The 5,988-nt window shown below is 71.8% G+C and carries 2 protein-coding genes; one reads left to right on the plus strand and one right to left on the minus strand.

Annotated features, from left to right (window positions below; all coding sequences use genetic code 11):
• The coding region (locus tag CH341_RS27230; protein WP_245431274.1) for a phage tail protein at window positions 1-357 on the minus strand (357 nt) is incomplete at its 3' end.
• Window positions 358-1,021: 664 nt separating this feature from the next.
• Here CH341_RS27230 and CH341_RS27235 point away from each other — a divergent pair.
• Entirely contained in the window at window positions 1,022-5,932 is a 4,911-nt protein-coding gene (locus CH341_RS27235; RefSeq protein ID WP_245431275.1) for a putative Ig domain-containing protein, read from the plus strand.
• The last annotated feature ends 56 nt before the right edge of the window (window positions 5,933-5,988 follow it).

Consider the following 5,988-nt stretch of genomic DNA (forward strand, 5'->3'; position numbering starts at 1 on the left):
GGTCGCGAAGATCGCGACCGGCGACGCGGTGTTGATGCCGAACAGGTTCCCGTTCGGCGCCGAGCCCCGACCGGTGCCCGCCGTCGTCGAGGCCGAGACGACATGGGTGTGACTCGGGAGCTGATCGACCGTCACGGTCACGGTCTCGGTCCCGGCGACCTGCCCCCACGGGACGCTGGCGAGATCGCTCCCCAGCACGGCGCGCCCGCGCAGGTCGGGCAACCCGAAGGTGCTTCTCCCGTCGCCGCCGAACGTGGTGCCGAGCAGGGCGAAGAGCGCCTGGTTCGACTGGATCGAGAGCAGACTGCCGTCGCACAAGGCCCATCCCCTTGGGACGAGCCCGAAGGCGGCCGGCATGATTTGTCCGACGAAGGGCGTCAGCGGCATAGGACACCGGGGGCTGAAGGTTGCAAAAAGGCCTACGTTCTACGCAACCGGGAGTAACGGTATTTCTATCCTCCGGCGATTGTCAAGACATTCACCATCATGGCGAGCAGCGCGCGACGGTCTCAGGCCGGACGTGGAGGATGGCCCGGGGCGTTGTGGCTCATCCGCCACGCAACCGGGAGAAGCGGACCGGATTCCCAGAAATTAACCCGTAATGGCCCGTCATAGCCTTGCGGTCGTCAGGAGGTTCGGCTGCTATGCACCACCGCAGCGTTCATCGCCGCACGTCTCGCGCTTTCCGAGAGCAGGACCCGCTTCGAAGCTCGTGAGCGGAGCGTCCCTCGCGGTCGGCTTGGCGCGGCGGCGAAACGCCACTCGAACCGCGAGCTGGGCCATGGTCGCGAGTCTTCGCCTGATGTTTGCGCGCTGCCGGTCGGGCATCGCCTCCCGGCGCGGCCCGACGCCATCGGGCGGCACTGCGGGACGTCACGTCACGCCAGGACGGGCCGTCCGGGCACTCCTGATCCTGACCCTCGGCATGGTCGCCTGGGTCGCGGCCAACGTCCTGTCAGCCGCTCCGGCACTTGCTGGCCAAGCGCCGGCCAGCCCCTGTACGGCGACGGCGACGGTCGACATGACGGGAGAGACGACCAGCACCTCCGGTGTCGTCTTCTCGCTGGAGGGAAACTGCGCGGCGATCGTGACCGGGCTCTATCAAACCTTCAACGCGGACGTCACGAACAACTATCCGGTGTCCGGGACCGGTGGCATCGTGAGCACCGCTGGCGATGCAGGAACTTTCACCGGATCGAAGGCCACCTACCAGGTGACCATGGCGGGTGGGGGCATTGATTCCGACAGTTACGCCAAGAGCTACCGGGTGAAGATCACGTCGCTCAACGCCGGGGAGACCGGCGGCAGCGACCAGTTCACGATGTATTATGCGCCGGGGTCGGACGCGTTTAGTTACATCTATGGCTTCGCCACGGCCTCTTTCACGGTCAACATCAGCAACCTGCCGGCCAATCTCTCCTCTCCGACCATCGCGGCGGCGTTCTCGCCGACCGCGATCGGCACCGGCGGGTCCTCGACCCTGACGCTGACCATCACCAACCCCAACAGCGGGACTGCGCTGTCCGGCGTCGCGGTGGCCGCGAGCGCGCTGCCGGCCGGGCTGACCGGCAGCAGCCCCGCCACCACCTGCAGCGGCGGCACGGCGACGCTCAGCGGCGGCAGCCTCAGCCTCTCCGGCGGCAGCATCGCGGCGAGCGGGAGCTGCACCGTGACGCTGACCGTGACCGGGACGACGGCCGGCAGCTACTCCTACACGACCGGCGTCGTCTCGGCGTCGGGCCCGCTGACCGGCTCGACCGCGACCACGCCGACCCAGCTGAGCGTCACCGGACCGACGGCGACGCAGGCGATCGCCTCCAAGGCGCTGACCCAGAACCAGGCGACGGCCTCGTTCACGCCCGTCACCGGCTCGGGTGGCACGGCGCCGCTGACCTACGGCATCGCACCGTCGCTGCCGGCGGGGCTGAGCTTCGACACCGGCTCCGGCGCGATCTCCGGCACGCCGACCGCCACGCTGGCGGCCACCACCTTCACGGTGACGGTGACGGACGCCAACAGCGCGTCGGCGAGCAACACGTTCAGCCTCACGGTCAACGGCCCCGTCACGGCCACCCAGGCCGTCGCATCGACGACCCTGACGGCCGGCCACGCCGCGACGGCGTTCACCCCGGTGACGGGCGGCGGCGGCACGGCGTCGCTGACCTACGGCGTCGCTCCCTCGCTGCCGAGCGGACTGAGCTTCAACACGGCGAACGGCCAGATCACCGGCACGCCGACCGCCTCCAGCGGCGCGACCGTCTACACGGTGACGGTGACGGACGCCAACAGCGCGACCGCCAGCAACACGTTCAGCCTGACCGTCAACAGCGCCGTCACGGCCACCCAGGCGGTCGCGTCGAAGGTGCTGACCCAGAACACGGCGGCGACCGCCTTCACGCCTGTCACGGGCAGCGGCGGCACCGGATCGCTCGGTTACGCCATCGCGCCGTCGCTGCCGAGCGGACTGAGCTTCAACACGGCGAACGGCCAGATCACCGGCACGCCGACCGCGACGCTGGCGGCCGCCACCTTCACCGTGACGGTGACGGACACCAACAGCGCCACCGCCAGCAACACCTTCAGCCTCACCGTCAACGGCGCCGTCACGGCCACCCAGTCCGTCAGCGCGGCGACCGTGACGGTCAATCATGCCATCACGTCGTTCATCCCGGTGGCCGGAGGCGGCGGGACCCTGCCGCGCACCTACGGCATCTCGCCGACGCTGCCGGCCGGGCTGAGCTTCAGCACCGCCAACGGGCAAGTCTCCGGAACGCCGACGGTGGCGAGCCCGCAGACCACCTACACGGTCACGGTGACGGACGCCAACGGCGGCAGCGCCTCGAATACGTTCCTGCTGACCGTCAACGGCGCCCTCACGGCGACCCAGGCGATCGCCTCGAAGACGCTGACCCAGAACGCCGCCGCGACCTCGTTCACGCCGGTGACCGGCGCGGGCGGCACGCCGCCGCTCGGCTACGCGGTGGCCCCGGCGCTGCCCACCGGCCTGTCGATGTCGCCGACCACCGGCGCCGTCACGGGCACGCCGACCGTCACCAGCGGCGCGACGACCTACACGGTCACCATCACCGACGCGAACGCGAGCACGGCGAGCAACACGTTCAGCCTGACCGTCGCCAGCGCCGTGACGGCGACCCAGGCGATCCCCTCGAAGACCCTGACGGCCAACGCCGCGGCGACGCCGTTCACGCCGGTGACGGGCGGCGGCGGCACGGCGCCGCTGTCCTACGGCGTGTCTCCCGCATTGCCGGCCGGCCTGTCGTTCGACACCGGCAGCGGCGCGATCTCGGGAACGCCGAGCTCCGCGAGCGGGGCGACGACCTACACCGTGACGGTGACGGACGCCAACAGCGCGACGGCGAGCAACACCTTCAGCCTCACGGTCAACGGCGCCGTCACGGCGACCCAGGCGGTGGCGTCGAAGACGCTGACGGTGAACACCGCCACGGCCTCGTTCACGCCGGTGACCGGCTCGGGCGGCACCACGCCGCTGTCCTACGGCGTGTCTCCCACCCTGCCGCCCGGCCTGAGCTTCAACACCGCGACCGGCATCGTCACCGGCACGCCGACCGCGACCAGCGCCGCGACCACCTACACCGTGACGGTGACGGACGTGAACAACGCCAGCGCGACCGCCACGTTCAGCCTGACCGTCAACGGCGCCGTCACGGCCACCCAGGCGATCGCCGCGAAGTCGCTGACCCAGAACACCGCCGTCACGGCGTTCACGCCGGTGACCGGCGGCGGCGGCACCTCGCCGCTCGGCTACGGTATCGCGCCGGCGCTGCCGGCCGGGCTCGCCTTCGACCCGGCGAGCGGCGCCGTCTCGGGAACCCCGACCGCCACGCTCGCGGCGACGGTGTTCACCGTGACGGTGACGGACGCCAACAGCGCGACCGCGTCGAACACCTTCAGCCTCACGGTCAACTCTGCCGTGACGGCGACCACCGCGGTGGCGGCGACGACGCTGACGGCCGGCCAGGCTGCGCCGGCGTTCACGCCCGTCACCGGCTCCGGCGGCACGGCGCCGCTGTCCTACGGGGTGTCGCCGAGCCTGCCGGCCGGCCTGACCTTGAACGCCTCCAGCGGCCAGGTCTCGGGCACGCCGACCGCCCCCATCGCGGCGACGGTGTTCACCGTGACGGTGACGGACGCCAACAACGCCACCGCCACGGCGACCTTCAGCCTGACCGTCAACGGCGCCGTGGTGGCGACCACGGCGATCCCGACGACGGCGCTGATCATCAGCCAGGCCGCGACGCCGTTCACCCCGGTGACCGGCTCCGGCGGGACCGGGACGCTCGCCTATGCGGTGGCCCCGAGCCTGCCCACCGGCCTCGCGTTCAACATCACGACCGGCCAGATCACCGGAACGCCGACGACGACGCTCGCCCCGGCCACGTTCACGGTGACGGTCACGGACACCAACAGCGCCTCGGCGAGCGCCACCTTCACGCTGTCGGTCGGCCAGGCGGCGACGACCACGTCGCTGATCTCGTCGAAGAACCCGAGCGAGGCGGGCCAGCCCGTCACCTTCACGGCGACGGTGAGCGGACCGGCCGGGACGCCGACCGGCACCATCACGTTCAACGACGGCGGCGTCGCCATCGGCACCGCGACGCTCGTGGGCGGTACCGCCGCGCTCACCACCACGGGCCTGAAGATCGGCAAGCACACCATCACGGGGGTCTATTCCGGCAGCGCCGTGTACGCGGCCAGCACCTCGACCGCGCTGGTGCAGGACATCGGCACGCCGCAGGACAGCCTGCGCCTGCGCGCCATGCAGATCGTCGCCACCCGGACGATCGCCCAAAACTCCGGCGCGGCGATCACCGGCGCGATCGACTCCGCCATCGCCGAAGGATTTTCCGGCGGCGGCGCCCTGATCAGCCCGAGCGGCATGGGGCTGCGCTTCAACTTCGGCGCCGAGCCCGACCCGGAGAGCGACGCCGACCCGCGCCTGCCCCCCGGCGGCACCGCCTCGGCCTATGCCTCCGCGGCGCCGCAAGGCGGCCGCGGCGCGGCGGGCGGCCGGTCGCGCATCGACGACGCCTTCGCGGCGATCGACCGCGGCGCCATGCCGGCCAAGGCGGCGGCACGGCGGGCCGAGCCGAAGGACTGGCTGATGTGGGCCGAGATCCGGGGCGCCGGCGTCGGCAGCCTCAACCAGAGCAGCGCGACGCCCTCGCCGCTGTCCGGCACCCAGGTCAACGCGCTGCTCGGCCTGACCCGGCGGCTGACCCCGGACCTGCTGGTCGGCGTGGTCGGCGGCTGGGAGAGCTTCGACTATCGCTCCGAGACGCTGAACAGCCGCCTGAAGGGCGACGGGTGGACGGCCGGATCCTATCTCGGCTGGCGGTTCGCCGCCGGGCTGCGCTTCGACGCCGCCGTGGCCTATACCGGGCTCGGCTACGACGGAGCGTCGGGCGCCGCGGCGGGCGGCTTCGACGGCCGCCGCTGGCTCGTCTCGGGCGGCCTGACCGGCAACACCACGGCGTGGGGCATGGCGATCGAGCCGTCGGCCAAGATCTACGGCCTGTGGGAGCGCCAGGGCGCCTACACCGACACGCTCGGCACGCCGCAGGCGGAGCGCACCTTCTTCACCGGCCGCGCCTCGACCGGCGTCAAGGTCGCCTGGCCGTGGTTCTACAGCCCCGAGGTGACGCTGACGCCCTATGCGGGGCTCTACGCCGACTACTACTTCACCAAGGACGACGCCGAGGCGATCGCACTGGAGGGGGCGCCGGCGCTCGCCTCGGTGCCGCTGCTGGACGGCTGGTCGGCGCGGGCGACCGGCGGCTTGGCGGCGCGTTTCGCCGGCGGGGCGGCGGTATCGGTCGGGGCGGAGCTCGGCGGGCTCGGCGGCGAGACCCAGATCTGGAGTTTCCGCGGGCGCGCCGCCGTGCCGTTCTGACCGGGCGGCGTCTCGCCGGCGGAAGGTTCCCGCGGCACGTGGTCTCGGCGGTGCGC

The sequence above is a fragment of the Rhodoplanes roseus genome, from assembly GCF_003258865.1.
Classification (GTDB): Bacteria; Pseudomonadota; Alphaproteobacteria; order Rhizobiales; family Xanthobacteraceae; genus Rhodoplanes; species Rhodoplanes roseus.

Excerpts from the sequence above, each read along its gene's own strand:
- CH341_RS27235 (WP_245431275.1), top strand. The coding sequence starts at position 1,022 with ATGACGGGAGAGACGACCAGCACCTCCGGTGTCGTCTTCTCGCTGGAG.